This window comes from Burkholderia stagnalis, from assembly GCF_902830275.1.
GTDB classification, from domain to species: domain Bacteria; phylum Pseudomonadota; class Gammaproteobacteria; order Burkholderiales; family Burkholderiaceae; genus Burkholderia; species Burkholderia stagnalis.
Map to the genome: position 1 here is coordinate 77168 of NZ_CADESW010000018.1, position 18310 is coordinate 95477.

21 protein-coding genes are annotated in these 18310 nt (G+C 71.1%); all 21 read right to left on the bottom strand.

Features of this window, described 5'->3' with window-relative positions; genetic code table 11:
* Window positions 1–6: 6 nt before the first annotated feature.
* The 21 genes from HWY45_RS26710 to HWY45_RS26810 all read right to left on the bottom strand — a co-directional run bounded on the left by HWY45_RS26710 (window position 7) and on the right by HWY45_RS26810 (window position 18261).
* A complete protein-coding gene (locus HWY45_RS26710) occupies window positions 7–717 on the bottom strand; it encodes a hypothetical protein (RefSeq protein WP_059883351.1) in 711 nt (236 codons plus the stop codon).
* On the bottom strand, window positions 714–1007 hold the full coding sequence (locus HWY45_RS26715; protein WP_059564917.1) for an acyl carrier protein: 294 nt from the start codon (window positions 1005–1007) through the stop codon (window positions 714–716). Before HWY45_RS26715 ends, HWY45_RS26710 begins: the two co-directional genes overlap by 4 nt.
* Window positions 1008–1051: 44 nt before the next feature.
* Window positions 1052–1516: a 3-hydroxyacyl-ACP dehydratase FabZ family protein gene (locus HWY45_RS26720; RefSeq protein ID WP_059564918.1), complete on the bottom strand. Its 465-nt coding sequence runs from the start codon at window positions 1514–1516 to the stop codon at window positions 1052–1054.
* Window positions 1513–1950: an acyl-CoA thioesterase gene (locus HWY45_RS26725; protein ID WP_059564919.1), complete on the bottom strand. Its 438-nt coding sequence runs from the start codon at window positions 1948–1950 to the stop codon at window positions 1513–1515. The genes HWY45_RS26720 and HWY45_RS26725 overlap by 4 nt, the downstream gene beginning before the upstream one ends.
* A 48-nt stretch (window positions 1951–1998) precedes the next feature.
* The gene (locus HWY45_RS26730; RefSeq protein WP_059564920.1) at window positions 1999–2739 is read right to left on the bottom strand and encodes an SDR family NAD(P)-dependent oxidoreductase; all 741 of its coding nucleotides are present in this window, start codon (window positions 2737–2739) and stop codon (window positions 1999–2001) included.
* Window positions 2736–3905, bottom strand: coding sequence for an acyl-CoA dehydrogenase family protein (locus HWY45_RS26735; RefSeq protein WP_059564921.1), 1170 nt, complete (start codon window positions 3903–3905; stop codon window positions 2736–2738). Before HWY45_RS26735 ends, HWY45_RS26730 begins: the two co-directional genes overlap by 4 nt.
* A gap of 37 nt (window positions 3906–3942) precedes the next feature.
* Window positions 3943–4869, bottom strand: coding sequence for a diiron oxygenase (locus HWY45_RS26740; RefSeq protein WP_059806483.1), 927 nt, complete (start codon window positions 4867–4869; stop codon window positions 3943–3945).
* 31 nt (window positions 4870–4900) lie between these two features.
* The gene (locus HWY45_RS26745; RefSeq protein ID WP_059564923.1) at window positions 4901–5710 is read right to left on the bottom strand and encodes an aldolase; all 810 of its coding nucleotides are present in this window, start codon (window positions 5708–5710) and stop codon (window positions 4901–4903) included.
* 12 nt (window positions 5711–5722) lie between these two features.
* Entirely contained in the window at window positions 5723–6439 is a 717-nt protein-coding gene (locus HWY45_RS26750) for an iron-containing redox enzyme family protein (RefSeq protein ID WP_059564924.1), read from the bottom strand.
* Between the two features lie 3 nt (window positions 6440–6442).
* Window positions 6443–7441, bottom strand: a complete 999-nt coding sequence (locus HWY45_RS26755; RefSeq protein ID WP_059883353.1) for an alpha/beta fold hydrolase — start codon at window positions 7439–7441, stop codon at window positions 6443–6445.
* 4 nt (window positions 7442–7445) lie between these two features.
* The gene (locus HWY45_RS26760; protein WP_059883355.1) at window positions 7446–8375 is read right to left on the bottom strand and encodes a beta-ketoacyl synthase N-terminal-like domain-containing protein; all 930 of its coding nucleotides are present in this window, start codon (window positions 8373–8375) and stop codon (window positions 7446–7448) included.
* Window positions 8372–9592: a beta-ketoacyl synthase N-terminal-like domain-containing protein gene (locus tag HWY45_RS26765; RefSeq protein ID WP_059883358.1), complete on the bottom strand. Its 1221-nt coding sequence runs from the start codon at window positions 9590–9592 to the stop codon at window positions 8372–8374. Before HWY45_RS26765 ends, HWY45_RS26760 begins: the two co-directional genes overlap by 4 nt.
* Window positions 9589–9897, bottom strand: a complete 309-nt coding sequence (locus HWY45_RS26770) for a phosphopantetheine-binding protein (RefSeq protein ID WP_167361388.1) — start codon at window positions 9895–9897, stop codon at window positions 9589–9591. The genes HWY45_RS26765 and HWY45_RS26770 overlap by 4 nt, the downstream gene beginning before the upstream one ends.
* Before the next feature lie 44 nt (window positions 9898–9941).
* Window positions 9942–11402 (bottom strand): MFS transporter, encoded by a 1461-nt coding sequence (locus HWY45_RS26775; RefSeq protein WP_059883362.1) that lies wholly within the window; start codon window positions 11400–11402, stop codon window positions 9942–9944.
* 17 nt (window positions 11403–11419) lie between these two features.
* Window positions 11420–11755 carry a ferredoxin FdxA gene (gene fdxA, locus HWY45_RS26780; protein WP_017335602.1) on the bottom strand — a complete coding sequence of 112 codons (336 nt, stop codon included), beginning with the start codon at window positions 11753–11755 and terminating at the stop codon, window positions 11420–11422.
* Window positions 11756–11801: 46 nt separating this feature from the next.
* On the bottom strand, window positions 11802–12923 hold the full coding sequence (locus tag HWY45_RS26785; RefSeq protein WP_059883365.1) for a C45 family autoproteolytic acyltransferase/hydrolase: 1122 nt from the start codon (window positions 12921–12923) through the stop codon (window positions 11802–11804).
* On the bottom strand, window positions 12898–13485 hold the full coding sequence (locus tag HWY45_RS26790; RefSeq protein WP_059564931.1) for a GNAT family N-acetyltransferase: 588 nt from the start codon (window positions 13483–13485) through the stop codon (window positions 12898–12900). Before HWY45_RS26790 ends, HWY45_RS26785 begins: the two co-directional genes overlap by 26 nt.
* 9 nt (window positions 13486–13494) lie before the next feature.
* Window positions 13495–13752 carry a hypothetical protein gene (locus tag HWY45_RS26795; protein WP_059564932.1) on the bottom strand — a complete coding sequence of 86 codons (258 nt, stop codon included), beginning with the start codon at window positions 13750–13752 and terminating at the stop codon, window positions 13495–13497.
* Window positions 13749–15305, bottom strand: coding sequence for an AMP-binding protein (locus tag HWY45_RS26800; protein ID WP_059883367.1), 1557 nt, complete (start codon window positions 15303–15305; stop codon window positions 13749–13751). The genes HWY45_RS26795 and HWY45_RS26800 overlap by 4 nt, the downstream gene beginning before the upstream one ends.
* Complete coding sequence (locus tag HWY45_RS26805; RefSeq protein WP_059883369.1) at window positions 15302–17173, bottom strand: hypothetical protein; 1872 nt, start codon at window positions 17171–17173, stop codon at window positions 15302–15304. The genes HWY45_RS26800 and HWY45_RS26805 overlap by 4 nt, the downstream gene beginning before the upstream one ends.
* Window positions 17174–17547: 374 nt before the next feature.
* Entirely contained in the window at window positions 17548–18261 is a 714-nt protein-coding gene (locus HWY45_RS26810; RefSeq protein WP_059564935.1) for an autoinducer binding domain-containing protein, read from the bottom strand.
* Window positions 18262–18310: the final 49 nt, after the last annotated feature.

Genomic DNA, 18310 nt, shown 5'->3' on the forward strand with positions numbered 1-18310 from the left:
TGGTCTTCACAAGTTGTTCTCCGCAAAACCGATGCCGATCGGCACCACCATGCCGGCGAGCGGCAAATCGTCGCGCGCGATCCACGCGGTCAGCGCGTCCGCGACGGCCTCCGCGGACGACGGCCGGAACCGCAGCGCGAATGCTTTCAGGCCATCGCGCGCGGCGTGCCACGCTTCAGGCTCGGCGGCCTCGGCCACCGGCTGCAGGTGCGCGGCGTTCACGCGCACGCCGAAGCGCAGCATTTCCTTGCCGAGGCTCTTCAGCGCGGCGTGCCGCGCACGCACGTCGATCGGCAGCGCGCCGGGCGCGGTGTCGAGGTAGTAGCCGACGCTGTCGTCCTGCGTGAGCGCCCAGATCTGTGCGCCGTCACCGCGCCGCATGGCGACGGCGGCCGCCGCCTGCAGCGTCGCGAGGAACGCGCCGAGCCGTGCGTCGACGCCTTCCGCGAGCGCGTCGAACGGATCGTCGTCCGGTGCGGGCTCGCGCGTGTCGCGCGGCTGGCCGAACACGATCCGGTCGAACGGCCCGTACGTGTCGTTCCAGTCGTCGAGCGCGCCGGCCGGGTCTGCCGCGCGGACGACGCGCGCGGCCGGCGGCGCTGCGTCGCCGTCGCCGGCGACGTGCGCGACGACCTGCAGCCCGGCGTCGGCGAGCGACGCGCACAGCGCATGCTCGACCGGGCCGTGCGCGTCGATCACCAGCACGCGCGCACTCAAGTGGTGACCTGCGGCAGATGGTCGATGACGAGCTCCGCCAGGCCGTCGACGCTGTTGCGCGCGCCTTCGATCAACTGCCGGTTCAGCACCGGCAGCTTCACGCTGAAGCGGCGTTCGAGCGCGACCTGCAGGTCGAGCACGTCGAGCGAGTCGAGCGCGAGCCCGTTGTCGAGCAGCGCGGTGTCCGCACCGATCGAGCCCGGCGCTACGCCGGCCACCGATTCGAGCGCGGGCAGCAGTTCCGTCCTGATCACGTCGATCACCTGGTCCTTCGTCCATGGCTGGCTCATTTGCATCTCCGTTTGCGTTGAATGCCCGGCGCGCGCCGGGCGGGTTACTGCGTCAAATAAATGGTCACGGTGGCGCTCATGCAGCGCGCGCCGTCGCGCAGCACGGTGGCGTCGAACGTCGCGATGCCGCCCGCGCGCGGCAGCGCGCCGTCGGCGCCCGCGCGCACGTGCGCCTCGATCGCCTGGGCCGGCCGCACCGGCTGCAGGAAGCGCGCGTTGCGCACGCCCACCAGATGGCAGCGCGCCTCGCCGCCCGCGAGGTGGCCGACCAGCAGGTTGGCCGTCTGCGCGACGAATTCGATCAGCACGACGCCCGGCACCAGCGGATCGCCGGGAAAGTGCCCGGCGAACCACGGCTCGTCGGGCTGGAACGTGCGATGGCCGACGATCGCGGCGCCGGCGGCGTCCACCTGCGCGTGATCGACGAACAGGAACGGCGCGCGGTGCGGCAGGCAGCGCAGCACGTCGGCGGCGTCGAGCCGCGTGCCGGTATCGATGGCGGCCGTCATGCGCTTGCTCCGGCAGGCTGCGCGACATACGGCGCGAGGCAGTCGATCAGCGCGGCGGGATGCGGCACCGCGCGCCGCGTCGCGCGATCGACGGCGACCATCTCGATCGTGATCTGCGCGACCGGCGCGCCGTCGCGCGTGACGTCGGTCACCCACACCGAGCGCGACACCGTCACGCTCGCGATCCGCGCGCGCAGCGTCAGCGTGTCCTCGAGCCACGCGCTCGCGTGGTACACGGCCTCGACGCGGCGCACGATGAACAGCGCGCCGTCCTCCGCGAGCCGCGCGAACGAATAGCCGGCCGCGCGCATCAGCCGGTTGCGCGCGCGCTCGGCCATCTCGATGTAGCGCGCGTGATAGACAATGCCGCCCGCGTCGGTGTCGGCGTATCCCACTTCGTAATGGAGCGTCGTGTCGTCTTCGTCAATCCGCATGGTGCGATTCCGTTGCTGTCTTGCTGAATACAGGGCCCGATGTCCGGGTCATCGATTGAAGCCGCCGTCGACGCGCAGCGTCGTGCCGTGCACGTAGCCGGGTTCGAGCAGGAACTGCACGGCCTGCGCGACCTCGTCCGCGCGCCCGACCCGCTTCGCCGCGCTGCCGCCGACGATGTGCGCGGTCATCGCGGGCGTGAGCGCCGCGATCATGTCGGTCTCGATGAAGCCCGGCGCGACCGCGTTGGCCGCGAGCCCGGCGTCGCCGTAGCGGCGCGCGAGCCATTGCGTGAAGCCGATCAGCCCGCCCTTGCTCGCCGCGTAGGCGACCTGCCCTTCCTTGCCGACCACGCCGCCGAGCGACGCGACGTTGACGACCGCCGGCCGCTGCGCCTTCAGCAGATGCGGCAGCGCCGCGCCCGTCACGCGGATCGCGCCGAGCAGGTTGGTGCGCAGCACGTTCGCGGTGCGTTCGCGCGCGAGCGTGACGAACGGCGCGTCGTCGACGATGCCCGCGTTGTTCACGAGCGCATCGAGCCCGCCGAAGCGCGCGGCCACGTCGGCGACGAGCGCGCGGCACGCGTGCGGCGCGGTGATGTCCGCCTGCAGCACCGCGTGCTCGACGCCCGCGCTCGCGAGCGTGTCGGCGAGCCGCGCGCCGGCCGCGGCATCGCCGCGATACGACGCGGCCACCCGCCAGCCGGCCGCCGCGAGGCGCCGCACGATCGCGAGGCCGATGCCGCGCGTGCCGCCCGTCACGAGCACCACGCGCCCCGCCGGCGCGTTCATGCGCGCGGGCGCGAGACGCTGCCCGCGATCACGATCTTCTGGATTTCCGACGTGCCTTCGTAGATGCGCAGCGCGCGCACCTGCCGGTACAGCTGCTCGGGCACCGAGCCGGCGACGAGGCCGGCCGAGCCGAACAGCTGCACGGTGTCGTCGACCACCTTCGCGACGCCGTCGGTCGCGTACAGCTTCGCCATGCTCGCGTGCGCGGCGACGTCGGTCACGCCGGTGTCGAATTCCCACGCGGCGCGCGCGACGAGCAGCGCGGCCGCATCGGCGAAGGTCGCCATGTCGGCGAGCTTGTCGATGGTGAACTGCTGCTGGATCAGCTTGCCGCCCGCGACCTGGCGCTGGCGCGTCCAGTCGAGCGACGCGGCGAGCGCACGCCGCGCGAAGCCGAGCGCGGCCGCGCCGACCGTCACGCGGTACAGGTTCAGGATCTCCATCGCGTAGCGGAAGCCCGCGCCGGACGTGCCGATCAGCGCGTCGGCCGGCAGCGCGACGCGATCGAACGTCAGGCTCGCGAACGCGCGCGGCGCGACCAGCTCGATCTCGCTCGCCGCGAGCCCGGGCGACGTGGCGGGCACCGACAGGAAGCTGAGGCCGAGCCCGCCGGGCCCGTCGCCGGTGCGCAGCAGCACCGAATGATGATCCGCGATCGTGCCGTTCGACACCCAGGTCTTGCGGCCGTTGATCGCATAGCCGTCCGCCGTGCGCTCGGCCGCGACCGTCATCGCCGCGAGGTTCGAGCCCGTCTCGGGCTCCGACAACGCGAGCGAGCCGACCGCGGTGCCGTCGCGCAGCGCGCCGAGCCACGCGGCCTGCTGCGCGGGCGCGCCATACCACGCGATCGGCGCGGCCGCGAGCCCCTGGATCGTGAATGCGAAGTCGACGAGATCGTCGAGATACGACAGCGCCTCGCGGATCAGGCACAGGCTGCGCACGTCGGGCCGCGTGCGGCCCGGCGCCGGATCGACCGCGTAGCGCAGCCAGCCGTGTTCGCCGAGCAGGCGCGTGTACTTGCGGCCGCGCTCGGACGGGTTCAGGTGCGCGTACTCGCGCGGCAGGTACGCATGCGCGTCGACCCATGCTTCGAGGTCGGCGGCGAGCGTGCGGTGGGCCGCGTCGTAGAACGGCAGGTTCAGGATCGAGGCATCGAAAATCTTCATACGGCTCCAGGCAGGGCGTGTTGGTCGAAGGCGCGCATCAGGCGAACGAGAACGGCGCGGCGATGCCGAGCTCGTCGAACAGGCTGCCGAGCGTCGCGTAGTCGCGGTTCAGCCGCACGCCGCGCGTGCGCGCTTCCAGGCGCGCGAGAATGCGCTCGCGCCCCGGCACGTCGAGGAATTCGAGGATCGATTCCCACGCGCTCGCGTCGGGCGTCGTGTAGACGTCGAGCGCGGCGGCGATCTCGTCGCGGAACGTCTGCTGCCCGTCGGCGTCGAGCGCGCGGTAAACCGACGCGACGATCTCGTGGAACGCGGTGCTGTGCGCGGCTTCGTCGCGGCGGTGCATGTCGGTGTTGATGCGGTTCAGCGGCTGGATCGTCGTATCGTTCGACACCTGGTTCAGGTACGCGTTGATCGACATCTCGGCCACCGACGCATACGCGAGCCGCACGATCGCCGCATGGTGCGCATCGCGCGCCTGCGCGAGGCGTTCGCGCTGCCCCGCGCCGACGCGCGGCTCGGGCATCGTGTAGCCGTCGAGCGCATGCCGCTCGCGCGCGCAGTGGCACACGTCGAGGCACATCAGGATGTGGAACTGCTCGTCGACCTGCACCTGCGCGAGCACCTGCTTGAGCTGCGCATCGCCCGCGCCCGGCAGGCGGCCCTTCAGCAGCAGGCTGCACAGCGGCTGGACGATCTCGTCCTCGAGGTACATCGCCTTCTCGTTGTAGGCGACCCAGGCGGCGCCGAGAAAGCGCAGCTTCTGCGCGTCGGTCAGCTTGACGAAATCCTCGTCGTCCCAGAACGGCACCATCGACACCGGGAATTCGGGAATCGTGTCGTCGCAGTACTGCGTGAGGTCGAGCCGTTCCTGGCGCACCGCGACGCGGTGGTTCCAGCTCGCGCCGAGGCGTTCGACGACCTTCTGCGTGAAGCTCGCATCGTGATTGAGCGTCGTGTACATGTGTGTATCGGTTGTCCGTGAATGGCGGCGCTCACGCGAACGCGAGCGGGCCGAACGCGCGGCGCTGCTCGGCGTCGAGCGAGCGCAGCAGGCGGCGCGCGAAATAGAAGAACGACGCGCGCGAGCGCGTGTCCTGCAGGATCCAGTCGTGCGCTTCGCGCGCGAGCGCCGGATCGATGTCGACGATCTCGCCGGCCGCCTCGGCCAGCAATTGCAGCCGCGCCGCGCGCTCGCACTGCACGGCGACCACGCAGGCCTCCTCGACCGAGCGGCCGACCACGACGATGCCGTGGTGCGCGAGCAGCACCGCGCGCCGCTGGCCGAGCGCGCCGGCGATCAGCTCGCCCTCGCTGTTGCCGACCGGCAGCCCCGGCCATTCGGGAAGATGCGCGACGTCGTCGTACAGCATGCACGCGTCCATCTGCGACACCTTCAGCGAGCGCCCGATCATCCCGAGCGCGCACAGGTGCGGCGGGTGCGTGTGCACGATGCACTGCGCGTCGGGCCGCGCGCGGTAGATCCACGTGTGGAAGCGGTTCGCGGGGTTCGCCATCCCGTCGCCGTCGAGCACGTTCAGATCCTCGTCGACGGTCAGCACGTTCGCATCGGTCACCTCGTCGAAGCCGAGCCCGAGGCGCTGCGTGTAAAACGTGCCGGGCGCCTCCGCGCGCGCGGTGATCTGCCCCGCGAGCCCGGAATCGTGCCCGTGCGAAAACAGGATCCCGCAGGTGAGCGCCACCTTCTGGCGCACCGTGGCGTCGAGCGAGGCGAGATGCGTGCGCATCTCGCCCTGCGCGCGGGCCACGAGCGTCGCCTTGTCCATCGTCAGCGTGTCGGCCATTACGTCCTCGCGTTACTGGATCGTCTCGAGCTGCGCGGCCTGCGCAGCCTCGCGCTGCGCGAAACCGGCCTCGATTGAATCGAAGAACGCCAGGCGCGCGTCGACGAGCGCGTAGCCGGCGCTCAGCATCGCGGGGATCTGCTCGGGGTCGCGCTGCGCGATGTCGACCATGATGTCGCGCATCGTCTCCGCGTGGCCGTCGTCGCACTCGACGTGGATGTGGAAGAACGACAGCGCCGGCGCGGCGACGCCGTGCCGCTCGAAGCCCTTGATGATGTCCGCGTAGACGGTCGGCACCAGCGCCTCCGCGCCGAGGCACAGCGCGGCGAGGCCGCGCGACGCGTCCGGGTGGCGGCAGTGGTCGAACATCGCGTCGATCAGGCGGCGCGTGCCGATCAGCGGCTGCGCGCCTTCCGTCGTCAGCCCGAAGTGCTCGAGCATCGCGCGGTATACGAGGCTGTGCGGCGTCTCGCTGTCGTCGGTCAGGCCGAGTTCCTCGCACAGGTTGCCGGCGAGCTTCAACACGTCCGCGTTGTTCGGCAGGTTCGCCATCAGCGCGCACAGGTAGCGCGTGAAGTAGCTGCTGTAGAGCCCCTGCTGGACGAGAAACAGCTTCAGCTCGTCGAGCGGCACGTCGCCTTCGCGGCAGCGCGCGAGAAAGGAATGATCGCGAATCCGTTCGACCAGCTCGGCCTTCGCTTCTTCCAGCACGGTCAGATGCATCTTCATCGGTCATTGCTCCTTGTCAGATTGATCGTTCGCTTGCGGCGCGGCCCGGCCGCTACCGCCGTCGTTCAGGAAGGCCGCGACCCGGTCCTGCAGCGCGCGGCTGGTGTACACGCCGAAATGGCCGGCGTCGTCGATCGTCTCGAGCGTCGCGCCGGCAAGCGCGTCCGCCACGCCGCGCGACGTCGCGGCGTGAATCACGTCGTCGCGCGCGCCGTGCAGCACGAGCGCGGGCAGCGCGAGGCGGGCCAGGCGCGCGGCCCAGTCCTCGCGCAGGCACGCGGCCTGCATGGCGGCGTAGCGGCAGATCGATGCGTCGTCGCCGAACGGCAGCCCGTTCAGCGTCGCGAGCTGGTAGTCGAGCGAGCCGTCGTCGACGCGCCGCGCCTGGTTCAGCAGCACCCGCACGAGCCCCGCGTACGCCGCGCCGCCGTCGGCGATGCGCTGCCACAGCGGCAGCACGGATTTCTGGTACAGCGTGCGCTCGGTGACGCCCGCGACTTCCATCGACGGGCTCACGATCACGAGCCGCCCGGCGGCCAGCAGGCGCTCGTCGAGCGCATACGCGGCGATGTTCGCGCCGGAGCAGTACGCGACGATTGCCGCGACGTGCCCGTTCGCGCGCCCGTTCGCATGCCCATTCGCGCCGCCGAGCGCGGCGAGCACGTCGGCCGCGTCCTGCGCATGCCGGGCGAGCGACAGGTCGGCCGCCTCGCCGACGCCATCGGGCAGCCCGCGCGATTCCCACAGGATCACGCGGTGCCGCTCGGCGAGGCGCGCGGCCAGCGGCGCGACGAATGCGGCGGACACGCCGAGCGCGTTGACGACGAGCACCGTCGGCGCGTCGGGGTCGCCCGCTTCGAACGCGGCGAGCGGCACGCCGTCGCTTGCGGTCACGGTGTGCGCCGCGAGCGCGTCGAGCGGACGCAGCGCATCGAATGCGCGCTGCCGCGCATCGAGGTAAGGCAGCGCCGCACGCGGGCGCGCTTCGATCAGATCGGCCATCGCTTCACTCCGGGATCGGTTGGTTGTCGACGACCACGCACGTGGCGAGCGTGCCGAGGCCTTTTACGACCAGCGCATGCCGGCCAGGGGCCCACGCGCCGGCCAGGCCGGCCGCGAGCGCGACGGGCGCGCTGGCGGCGAGCCGGTCGATCGCGCCCGGCGCGCCGGGGCGCACGACGTGCACGGCCGGCGCGGCATCGGCTCCGTCGCCCGCCACGCCGTGCAGCGCGGCCGCGATCAGCGCCGGAAAGCCGCGCGCCTGCGCCGCGTCGAACGCGTCGTCGTCGAACGCCTGCTGCGACCAGCCGACGATCCGGCCGAGGTCGCCCTGCTGTGGCTCGCCCCCCGCGAGCCACAGCAGGCCCGCGCCGGGATGCAGCGCGCGGGCGTCGGCGAGCGGCGCGTCGGCGCGCGCGACGTAGCGGGCGCTCGGCAGGTCGAAGCCGCCCGCGCACACCGCGTCCGCGTGGCCGGCCGCGATCTGCCGGCACGCGCCGACGATCGCGTCGAGCCCGGCCTGGTAGCCGAGGAAGGTCAGGTTCGGGCCGCGCCAGTCGAACAGCGACGCGACGATCGCGGCGGTCGCGTTCGGCAGGCCGGTCGCGTACCACGACGGCGTGACCTGCGCGAAACCTTCCGCGCGCACGGTGCCGAGGCATTGCTCGGCAACGTCGATCGCACCGAACAGCGTGCCGAAGCTCACGCCGATCCGGCCGGCCGGCGTGGCGCGGTCGGTTTCGCCGAGCGCGGCGCGCAGCCGCTCGGCGGCGGCCAGCGTCATCCGCGCCTTCACCGGCAGCGGGCCGACCTTGCGCGAGCGGCGCTCGGCGTGCAGGTGCGCATCGGTCAGCACGCCGTCGTCGGCGGGCACGATCGCGGCGGCCGCCGCGATCCGGAACGCGCGGCGGGGCGCGCGGGGCGTCACGGCGCTCATGCGCTCGCCTCCTCGTAGGCGCGTGTGGCGTCGGCGACGACCATCACGCAGTTGTTGCCGCCGAAGCCGAATGCGTCGACCAGCACGCTGTCGCCCACCAGCGGCAGGCCGTCGCCGTCCGCGATCCGCACGTCGCCGAGCGCGTCGTCGCGCACGTCGAGGTTCGCGGTGGGCGGCAGCCGCCGCCGCGCGAGCGCGAGCGCCGCCGCGACGAGCGAGAACGTGCCGGCCGCCGCCTGCGGATGGCCGAGCGTCGACTTGATCGACGTGACGGGCGGCAGCGCGTCGTGGCCGAAGGTGTCGGCAAACGCGCGGCGCAGCGCGGCGATTTCGGCGCCGTCGTTGGTCGGCGTGCCAGTGCCGTGCGCAAACACGCCGCCGAGCGCATCGGCGCACACGCCGCTCGCCGCGAGCGCGGCGGCGATCGTGCGCGCGACGCCGTCGACGTCGGGCGCGGTCGCGTGGGCCGCGTCGCAGCCCGACGCGTAGCCGGTCACGACCGCGCGGATCGGCGCGCGGCGCGCGAGCGCCGCGTCGAGCGGTTCGAGGCACACGCACGCGGCGCCTTCGGACAGCACCACGCCCTGCCGGTTGCCGCTGAACGGCCGGCAGCGGTCGCCGGTCGCGACGCGCAGCCCGTTGAAGCCGCAGATCGTGTATTCGAGCAGCACGTCGACGCCGCCCGCGATCATCACGTCGGCCTCGCCGGCCAGCAGCGCGTCGATCGCGAGCGCCGGCGCGAGCAGGCCCGACGAACAGGCGGTGGACAGCACCGCGAGCGGGCCGCGCCAGCGCCCGTCGCGGCCCGGCAGCACCGCGCTCGCGTCGAGGTCGGCCGTGCGCGCGGCGTCGCCGCCGTGCGCGCCGACCAGGCGGTTCTCCGCCACTTCGACGCCGGCCGTGGTCGTGCCGAGCATGCAGCCGATCCGCAGGTCGCCGAGCGCGTCGGCCAGGCCCGCATCGGCGAGCGCGTGGCCGACCGCGTGGCGCGCCAGCGCGGCCGCGCGGTTCTCGACGCCGGACCAGGCCGGTTCGAGCCCGCGCCATGCCGCCTCGGGCACCGCGATCACGTTGTCGGCCGGATAGCCGGCGAGCGGCCGCTTCGGCCACGGCCCGTTCAGCACCGCGCGCGATTCCAGCGCGCGCCACAGCGCGTCGGGGGTCGCGCCGGCCGGCGACAGCACGCCGAAGCCGGTGATGGCGATCGGGGTCGTCATGACGCGTCCTTCCCGGCCTCGCCGGCGGCAAGCGCCTCGACGATGCCGTCGACCAGCGACGCGAGCGACAGCCCGACCAGCCGCTCGGGCGGAAACGCGATCGCGTGCTGCAGCTGGCAGCGCACGACCAGGTCGATCAGCTCGACCGACGTGAAACCCGCGTCGACGAGCGGCAGGCCGGCGTCGAGCGCGTCCGGCGCGACGTGCAGCGTCGCCGCGAGCGTCGCGCGCCATTCGGCGAGCAGCTGCGCGCGCAGCGGCTGCGACGCGACGGCGGGTTCGGGGATGAGCGATTGGGCGTCCACGGAGCAATCCTTGTTGGTCGTCGGGTTCGTCGATATCGGAAACATCACGCGGGCTGCGCGGCCGCGGCCGGGCTGCGCACGGTGGCCAGGCGCAGCGAGCACGCGATCGCCACGAGCGCGAGCGCGCCGATCGCGAACGTCACGTCGGCGATCGCATGCGCGGACGCCACCTTCTCGCCCGGCGCCGCGACCGCGAGATAGATCGCGCCGAGCGCGGCCACGCCGATCACGATCGACAGCTGCACCGACGTCGTGACGAGGCCGCTCAGCGCGGGCGCGTGCTGCGGCGACGTGCGCTGCGTCATCTGGTTGACCGTGGTGCCGAACGTGAGCCCGTGGCTGGCGCCCGCGCAGAACAGCAGCGGCACCATCACCGCGGCGATCCAGCCGGCATGGCGCGCGGTCGCGCCGAACGCGAGGTTCGCGGCCACCATCGCCACCAGCGCGACGGCCGGCGTGAAGCGCAGCAGGCGCGCGGGCAGCTTCGACCAGCTCACGTTCGAGATGCCGAAGCCGAACGCATACGCGGCGAACACGAAGCCGGAAATCATCGGCGAGTAGCCGAGGCCGGTCTGCAGGTACAGCGCGCACGCGAACAGCCAGCCGCCGTAGCCGACGAAGCCGATCGACACCACCGCGAGCCCCGGCCGGATGCCCGTCGCGAGCACCGCGTCGAGGTTCAGCAGCGGGCTGCCGCCGCGGTTCGCGAGCGCGCGCTCGAAGCGCAGGAAGGTCGCGACGCCGATCACGCCCGCTGCGAGCGAGGCCCAGACCCACGCGGCCCAGCCGACGTCGTGGCCGAACGTGAGCGGCACGACGATCAGCAGCATCGCGCCCGTCAGCAGCGCCACGCCGATCAGGTCGAGCTTGCGCCGCTCGGGCCCGGCGAGCGACGGCAGCACCGAGCGCGCGCTCGCGAGCAGCACGATGCCGATCGGCACGTTGATCAGGAAGGCGGGCCGCCACGACAGCCCGGCGAAGTCGGCGGTGATGATCACGCCGCCGAGCGCCTGGCCCGCGGTCGAGCCGAGGCCGAGGATCATCGAGTAGAAGCCGATCGCGCGGGCCCGCGCGCTGCCCTCGTAGCTGCGCTGGATCAGCGACATCACCTGCGGCACCAGCATGGCCGCGCCGACGCCCTGCGCGATGCGCCCGACGATCAGCAGCCACGTGCTCGGCGCGACGCCGCACGCGAGCGACGACACGGTGAAGATCGCCAGCCCGATCACGAACAGGCGGCGGTAGCCGTAGTCGTCGCCGAGCCGCGCGCCGGTGATCAGGAACACCGCGTACGCGAGGATGTAGCCCGCCACGACGAGCTGCAGCAGCGCGCCCGAGATGCCGAGGTCCGCGCGCAGCGCGGGAGCGGCGACGTTCACGATCGACGTGTCCATCGCGGCCATCCCCTGCCCGATCAGCAGCAGCGGCAGCATGCGGCGGTGCGGCGCGGCGTGCGCGGGCGCCGCGTTCACGGCGCCGGCCCGGTCGATTCCAACATTCGACATAACGATCCTTTCGTGGCTTACGCGATCGCGTCGCGCTTCAGTTGCTCGAGCTTGCCTTCGACGTCCTTCCACGCGGCCGCGTCGGGCATCGCCGGCTTGCGGATCGTGATGGTCGGCCAGCTCTGCGCGAGCTCGCGGTTCAGGCTCGCGTACAGCGACTGGCTCGGGTCGAGCGCGACGTCCTGCAGAATCGCGCCGACCGGGCATTCCGGCTCGCACACGCCGCAATCGATGCATTCGTCCGGATCGATGACGAGAAAATTCTCGCCCTCGTGGAAACAGTCGACGGGACACACTTCGACGCAGTCGGTGTGCTTGCAGTTGATGCAGTTCTCGGTGACGACGTAGGTCATCGGGGTTCTCCGGTGGGGACGGGAATCGGTTTTAGGTTCGTGACACTCAGTGCTGCGTCGCGGGCGGCGCGCCCGCCCGGCCGCGGACGTGCAGCGCACGCCGCGCGGGAAACATCGCGACCGACGCAACCGTGCATTCGCGGCGGATGTCGCCGGTCGGCACGACTTCGATCGGCGGCTCGCCGAGCAGCGCGAGGCAGGCCGCGGCGTCCGCATCGGCCGGCAGGCTTGCGAGCCCGCCAATGCATGCGTCGAGCCGCCGCTGCGACGACGTGCGCGCGAACGGGTTCAGCGCGTCGTCGGCCGCGAACGCCGGGTGCAGGAAGTGGTTCGTATGCGCGTGCTCGGCGCCTTCGATCACGATCAGCGAGTCGGGCACGTATTCGACGGTGACGACGCGCTGCGCATCGGCGATCGTCAGCGAGCGCGAACTCGCGAGCGGCAGCCGGCGCAGCGTGTCGACGCATTCGTCGACGCTCGCGCAGGTATCGAGCAGATGGCGGATCGCGAGGTAGCCCGGAATGCCCGGCCGCCATTGGCCGCCGAGCACGAGGTTCAGGCCGATCGCGACGCCGTGGCTGTTGATCCCGAGATAGCCGAGCAGCCCGGTGAAGCTGACGAGCGCGACGTCCGCGGCGCCGCTGCCTTCGTGCGCGATCTCCAGCACGCTCAGCTCGCTCGCCATGTCGCCGTTCAGGTCGATGGTCTGCGCGATCACCGCCTGCCCGTTCGCATGCCGCGCGAACGTCGTGCAGTCGCCGCGCGCGGCCGCCGGAATCCGCTGGAAGCCCGTCAGCTCGCGGCGCAGTTGCAGCAGGTACGCGTCCTCGACCGTGATGCCGGCGCCTTCCGCGAGCCCGTGCACTTCTTCCGCGAGATCGGGCAGCTCGCGCTCGATCACCCGCGCGTGCCGCTCGACGAGCGGCGCCAGCTCGCGCAGCCGCGCGGCCGTGACGAGCGGCGCGAGCCGCGCGATGCGATCGGTCAGGAAGCCCTGGATCGCATCGCGCAGCGCCGCGCCATGCTGGCGGCCGATCTCGCGACGGCTGCCGGCCAGCCGCACGCGGCGGGCCGGATCGACGTCGGCGTCGATCGCGAACCGCGCGTCGCGCGACGCGTCGGCGGGCACGCCCGGCGCCGGATCAGCGAAAGCGGGTTGCACGGACATCGGGCCACTCCGCTTTCAGGATGCTGTAGTAGATCGCGTCGCGGCGGCGGCCGCTCGGCATGAAGTTGAAGCTGCGCATCACGCCTTCCTCGGTCGCGCCGATCGACTTCAGGCCCGCGCGCGCGCGCGAATTCAGCACGTCGGTCTTGAATTCGACGCGCTCGCAGCCGAGCTCGCTGAACGCGTATTCGAGCAGCAGCCCCTTGGTCGCGCGGTTCACGGCGGTGCCGCGATACGGCGCGCCGAGCCACGACCAGCCGATCTCCAGCCGGCGGTCGGCCGGCGCGAGATTGCCGAACGCCGTCGTGCCCGCGAAGCGGCCGCTCGCCTTGTCGATGATCGCGAACACGACGCGCGTGCCCGCCAGCGAATCGGCGATCGCGCGCTCGAGGAACGTGACCAGGCTCGGCTCGTCGTGCACGACCGACACCATGTAGGTCCAGCTGTCCGGGTCATACGCGATCTGCGCGAAGCCTTCCTTGTCGTCGATGCCGATGCGGCGCAGCTTCACGACGTCGTTCTCCAGCGTCGCGTTCAGGATGTTCGGGATGTTCCAGGTCATCGTGATTCCTTATGCAGGTACTTTGGTGGCCAGCAGGTTGACAATGTCGCGGCCGGTGCGCAGCTTCGCGAGGTCGTCCTCACCGAACTCCGTCAACGGCACGCGCGCGGCTTCGCACACGCTGCTCATCAGCACGATCAGCTCGAGCGAGGCGAGGCCGAAGTCGTACGTCAGGTCGTCGTCGAGCGGCAGGCTGGCCGCCTCCGATTCGGGGCGTCCGACCACTTCGCACAGGTGGTGCCGCACAATGGCTTCGATGTCGCTCACGCTCGTCCTCCATAAAGTCGATCGATTTCGATCTTGAATGCGTTGAAGATTTCCTTGCGCTTCGGCTTGAACTGCGACGTGACGAAGCGCGTCTCGGTGCCGAACGGCTGCGGCGCGATGAATGCCTTCACGATCCGCTCGTGCACGGCCAGCGTCTCGTTGAGCTCGGCAACGTGCGCGTGGATCGCCGCGTGGTCGGCGCCCGCGTCCTGCGGCGAGATCACCGCGACGAGGTACTGCTGGCCCGCGCCGTACAGCACGCACTCCTCGACGCCGACGTGCGTCTTCACCTGCTCCTCGAGCTTGCGCGTATGCACGTTCTTGCCGTTCGCGAGCACGATCAGGTCGTCGGCGCGGCCGAGGATGTACAGGAAGCCGTCGTCGTCGAAGCGCGCGAGGTCGCCGGTGCGCACCTCGCCGCTCGGCAGGAAGATCCGCTCGCTCGCGCCCGGCTCGCTGTACAGGTACTGCGTGTTGACCGGCTCGTCCGCGCCGACGATCAGCACGCCTTCGTCGTCGATCCGCGCGCGCTTGCCGGGAATCAGCCGGCCGACGCTGCCCGTGCGCGCGTGACCCGGATAGTTCTTGGTCACGATGCACGTCTCGTTCATCCCGTAGCCTTCGAAGATCGGCACGCCCGCTTCCTCGAAGAAGCGCAGCGTGTCGGGGTTCGCCGGCGCGGAGCCCGTCCACATGTAGCGGATGCGCGGGCCGAGCAGCGCGTCGATCCGCTGCCGGCGCGCGTCGATGCCGGTTTCGCCGGGCGGCGTCAGGCGCTCGATGCGCTTCTTCACGCCGTCGTAGAAACCCGGCACGCCCATCACGACCGTCGGCGGCTGCTGGCGGGTCGCCTCCAATGCGAACTCGAACGGCGCGACCGTCACGTCGTGGCCAAACGTCAGCGCCGAATAGATCCAGTAGCGCTGCTGCAGCAGCGACAGCGGCAGGAACACCAGCACGTCGTCGCCGTCGCCGTGCGCGTAGAGCTGCTGGACCGCCGCGAGCGACGCGTCGATGCTGCCGGCGCGCGCGGCGAGACCCTTCGGCTCGCCGGAGCTGCCGGACGTGAACTTGATCGTCGTGACGTCGTCGCGCGCGTACACGGCCGATTCGAACGGCGGCGCGACCGGGTCGACGCCGCTGCCGTCGCCGCAGGCCCGCACGTGCGCGTCGAGCAGTGTGCGCAGGTCGCGCGCCGGGTCGAACGACGTCGCGCCGTCCGCGTAGACGGCGTCGAGCGCGTACTTGTCGACGAGCGCCTGGTTCGGCTGGAACTTGCCGAACTCGAAGCCGGCCGTGACGATGCCCGCCTTCAGCGCGGCGAGATCGAGCAGCACCCACGCGAGCCCGTTGCGCGCGACGATGCCGATGCGCGCGCCGCGCGCCAGGCCAGCCTCGCGCAGGTCGTGCGCCAGCCGCGTGGCCTGCGCATCGAGCTGCGCGTGGGTGAGCACGACGCGGCCGCCCTGCTGGAAGAACGTGATGCGGTGCGTGTCGCGCTTGCCGCCGTTGGCGGCAACCGTGTTGACGACGCTGATCGGCGCTGCCGTCACAGTGCGCCCTCCGTGGCCGTGGCGCGCAGCGTGTCCGCCGCGTTCGGCAGCACGTCGCCCGCGAGGTCGAGGTAGGTGCCCGCCTCGAAGCCCTTCACGACGAGCCGCTTGGCGTCCGGCGTCATCAGGTAGTTGACGAGCGCGGTATACAGCGCCTCGAGCCACAGCGTGCGGCGGCGCACGCGCAGCATGTCCTCGGTCGAATACTCGTCGCCTTCGGCGCGCACGATGCGCACGTCGTAGAAGCCGCGATAGCGCTGGCCCGCGATGTTCAGCGGCGGACGCGACATGTCGGGGCCCGGCACGCGGATCGAGTACTTCACGCGCGCGCGGTTGTGCGCGGCGCGGTGCATGTCCGAATGCGACGAGATGTCCGGCACGAGCGGCGGGTAGTACCAGTGGCGCGACGAGCGGATCAGCGGCCGCTCGAAGTTGCCGGGGATGAAGTGCCAGCGGTTGAACTGCATCCGCTTCTGCACCGAGCTCGCGATCATCTTGCTTTCCGCGTCGCCGTAGCGCGCGATCGTCTTGTGCGACACGTACGCGGTGAAGAAGCTCGCCGGCGTGAGCGCGTGCACCGTGTCGATCAGCGTCGGCTCGTCATAGGTGACGAGCTGGCCGATGTCGCGCAGCGAGCTCGACATCCCGTAGTCCGAACCGGTGGCGAGCACGGCGGACGCGACGGTCTTCTCGATCAGGTATTCGATCCAGCTCGTGACGGCCGCGCTGCCGGCCTCGCACGGCACGCCCGCGACGTCGCGCGCGATCGCCGCGTTCGCGAGCAGCGCCATCGCGACATACTCGGGCGGCGCGAACTCGCCGTGCGGCGACACGAACTGGCGGAAGTCGTCGCCGAATTCGCGATACCACTGGTCGTGCGCCTCGGTCGACACGGCCGAGTGCAGGATCCGTTCGGTCTTCTGGAAATTCAGGCCGTAGATCCAGCGGTAGCGCAGCCACGGCTTGCCGATCGCGCACAGCGTTTGCTCGCGGATCTTCTGCGCGCGCTCGAACAGGTCGAGATCGAGCGGCACCGCCACCTCGCAGCCGGCGTCCGTGTAGCTCGCCGCGAGCTGGTTGAGGCGGCCGACGACGTCCTGCGCGGTCAGCAGCGCGCCGTTGAATTCCTCGAAGCGCACCGAGCGGCCCGACAGGAACAGCGCGTTCAGCGCGGCGACGATCAGCACGTCCTCCTCGCTCCATTCCGCATACGGCAGCTCGCGCAGGCGCGGCAGATGACCCTTGCCGGTCTTGCTGTCGATCAGGTTCGTGAAGCGGTCGATCAGCGCGAAGAAGCGGTCGCCGACGTAGAAGCACACCGATTCCACGTGCTCGACGTGATCGATGACTTCCTCGAGGATGCGCGACAGGTTCCCTTCGGCCTGCGCGCGGTCCATCGCGGCACGCACCTCGGCGAAGCTGCGGCGTTCGATCGCGCGCCATGCGGCGAGCGCCGTGTCGATCTCGGCGAGCACGTCGTCGCCCACCGTCACGGTGCCGAGGTCGACCCAGCTGTCGCGCTCCTCGTAGGCGACCTTCGGTTCCGACGCCGGGCGGATGTGCAGGCGGCCGAGCGAGTTCACGTACAGCGCGAGCGTCGTGCCGCCCGCGACGTCGGCCGGCGTGTCGCCGTCGATGCGCAGTTCGCGATGGCGCTGCAGCACGTCGAGCGCCGCGCGTTCATAGGCGCCGAGTGCAAGGCGCGCCTGCCCGAGCGGATAGATGCCGCCGTGCGTGACCGCGTGCAACGCGACGTCGCAGGCCGGCTGGCCGGCGTGCGCGTCGCCGCGCAGGTACTCCGTCATGTCGAAGCCGTACAGGCTGTGCGATTCGCGGTCTTGCGTCGGCGTATGTGCTCTGGGGTCCATCGTCAACCTCTCTTCAAGCAAGGAAACTCGATCAAAAAGCGCACCTGCATCGGTTCGACCGAGCAACGCGCCTGCTGTGGGGTGTGTCGTTTCGACGGGATGAAGCGAGGCGAACGACCGATTCGCACCGGCATCGCTGCCCGGCGCACCCGACCATTCGCTGGATCGAGATTTCAGCGTGCGGCGTTGATTGCGACAACTACCAAAGTTTGGAGCTGACTCCGCTCGCGCATCGCGCGCGACGCTCGAACGGCGACACGCGCGACGCAATGCGCGACACACGCATGACACACAGGCGCGCGCCGACGCGCCGCGCATGCGCGGCGTCGGAAGATCGGATAACGAAATGAATGCGCGACGGCGCGCGCGACGCTTCAGCTCAGCAGCCCGAGCATCGTCGCGCGCACGACGGCGGAGGTCTTGTTGGCGGCCTTGAGCTTCGTCACCGCGTTCTTGACGTGGAAGTTCACGGTGTCGACGGAGATCACCAGGATCGTCGAGATCTCGCTCGACGTCTTGCCGTCCGCGGCCCACTTGAGCACCTCGACCTCGCGGTCGGTCAGCCCGCGCTCGGTGTCGGGCGCGAGCTTCGGCATCAGCGTGCCGGTCATTGCCAGGTGCGTCGTGCTGACGAGCCAGCGCATCTTGAACTCGTTCTGCTCGAGCTCGGCCGGCGTGATCGGGCCGTGCGAGCGCGCGAGCGTCAGCATGCCGGCCACGCCGCAACTGTCGAACGCCGACTGCGTCCAGCCGTGGCGCAGCCCGTGCTCCTGTGCCTCGAACCACAGGTCGGGCGTATCGGCGAAGAATGCGTCGCTCCACACCACGGGCGCCTGCGAACGGCGCGCATGCTTCACGGTGGGGTCGATGTCGACATAGCGCGCCTCCTGGTAGCGCGCCTGCCACGCCGGCGGGTAGTTGTTGAGCAAATAGATCCTCGGCCGCGATACCGGCCACGGCATGCGCAATCCGTATGCACAGTATTCGTAGCCGAGACTGCGCGCCGCCTCCTCGATACGGCCATAGATCTCCCGCTCCGAACTGGCTCGTTCCAGCCCGGCCAATAGTTCTTCAACCCAGTTTGTCATCTTGGCTCCTGGTCGCGTCTCCGGTCGTGCCGGCGCGGCAAGCGTGGGC

What these genes read in the sequence shown, in the direction of transcription:
- HWY45_RS26715 (WP_059564917.1), bottom strand. Translation starts at nt 1,007, where the DNA reads ATGAGCCAGCCATGGACGAAGGACCAGGTGATCGACGTGATCAGGACG.
- HWY45_RS26720 (WP_059564918.1), bottom strand. Translation starts at nt 1,516, where the DNA reads ATGACGGCCGCCATCGATACCGGCACGCGGCTCGACGCCGCCGACGTG.
- HWY45_RS26725 (WP_059564919.1), bottom strand. Translation starts at nt 1,950, where the DNA reads ATGCGGATTGACGAAGACGACACGACGCTCCATTACGAAGTGGGATAC.
- HWY45_RS26730 (WP_059564920.1), bottom strand. Translation starts at nt 2,739, where the DNA reads ATGAACGCGCCGGCGGGGCGCGTGGTGCTCGTGACGGGCGGCACGCGC.
- HWY45_RS26735 (WP_059564921.1), bottom strand. Translation starts at nt 3,905, where the DNA reads ATGAAGATTTTCGATGCCTCGATCCTGAACCTGCCGTTCTACGACGCG.
- HWY45_RS26740 (WP_059806483.1), bottom strand. Translation starts at nt 4,869, where the DNA reads ATGTACACGACGCTCAATCACGATGCGAGCTTCACGCAGAAGGTCGTC.
- HWY45_RS26745 (WP_059564923.1), bottom strand. Translation starts at nt 5,710, where the DNA reads ATGGCCGACACGCTGACGATGGACAAGGCGACGCTCGTGGCCCGCGCG.
- HWY45_RS26750 (WP_059564924.1), bottom strand. Translation starts at nt 6,439, where the DNA reads ATGAAGATGCATCTGACCGTGCTGGAAGAAGCGAAGGCCGAGCTGGTC.
- HWY45_RS26755 (WP_059883353.1), bottom strand. Translation starts at nt 7,441, where the DNA reads ATGGCCGATCTGATCGAAGCGCGCCCGCGTGCGGCGCTGCCTTACCTC.
- HWY45_RS26760 (WP_059883355.1), bottom strand. Translation starts at nt 8,375, where the DNA reads ATGAGCGCCGTGACGCCCCGCGCGCCCCGCCGCGCGTTCCGGATCGCG.
- HWY45_RS26765 (WP_059883358.1), bottom strand. Translation starts at nt 9,592, where the DNA reads ATGACGACCCCGATCGCCATCACCGGCTTCGGCGTGCTGTCGCCGGCC.
- HWY45_RS26775 (WP_059883362.1), bottom strand. Translation starts at nt 11,402, where the DNA reads ATGTCGAATGTTGGAATCGACCGGGCCGGCGCCGTGAACGCGGCGCCC.
- fdxA (WP_017335602.1), bottom strand. Translation starts at nt 11,755, where the DNA reads ATGACCTACGTCGTCACCGAGAACTGCATCAACTGCAAGCACACCGAC.
- HWY45_RS26785 (WP_059883365.1), bottom strand. Translation starts at nt 12,923, where the DNA reads ATGTCCGTGCAACCCGCTTTCGCTGATCCGGCGCCGGGCGTGCCCGCC.
- HWY45_RS26790 (WP_059564931.1), bottom strand. Translation starts at nt 13,485, where the DNA reads ATGACCTGGAACATCCCGAACATCCTGAACGCGACGCTGGAGAACGAC.
- HWY45_RS26805 (WP_059883369.1), bottom strand. Translation starts at nt 17,173, where the DNA reads ATGGACCCCAGAGCACATACGCCGACGCAAGACCGCGAATCGCACAGC.
- HWY45_RS26810 (WP_059564935.1), bottom strand. Translation starts at nt 18,261, where the DNA reads ATGACAAACTGGGTTGAAGAACTATTGGCCGGGCTGGAACGAGCCAGT.